The sequence below is a fragment of the Corallococcus praedator genome (assembly GCF_003612125.1).
Lineage (GTDB): Bacteria > Myxococcota > Myxococcia > Myxococcales > Myxococcaceae > Corallococcus > Corallococcus praedator.
The window spans coordinates 1-414 of sequence record NZ_RAWI01001226.1; the positions used below are offsets into that span (position 1 = coordinate 1).

The following is a 414-nucleotide window of genomic DNA, read 5'->3' on the forward strand; positions in this document are numbered from 1 at the left end:
CTGCTGAAGCGCAAATCGCTGAAAACAGCCGCAAGCTGCAAGCGCTGGTCGACAACGTGTCGAAGAACGCTCCGGCCGGTTCGGAATCGGCAGTTGCCCTGGTGAAGTCGGCTCTGTCGGCCGCCAACAACGCTTACGACTCGGTGCAGAAGGCCACCAAGCAAGCTGTGGAACTGGCTGAAAGCAACTTCCACGCTGCTGCCAACGCTGCCAGCAAGGCAACCGCTCAAGCATCGGCTCAAGCGCGCGCTGCCACCGGCAAGAAGTCGGCAACGACCGCTGCGTAAGCGCTAAGCTACTGTCTTTAGTCCTCCGGCTGTTGAAGCGGGCCTCCTTCGGGAGGCCCGTTTTGTTTTGGCCGTCGAGCCATCCTCCAAACTCAACGTTTGCGTGCATTTGCGCGGAACCCAAACG

Annotated in this window: 1 pseudogene; it reads left to right on the plus strand. The window is 60.1% G+C overall.

Annotated features, from left to right (window positions below):
- A pseudogene (locus D7Y13_RS43840) lies at positions 1-287 on the plus strand (hypothetical protein); the annotation flags it as partial.
- Between the last annotated feature and the right edge of the window lie 127 nt (positions 288-414).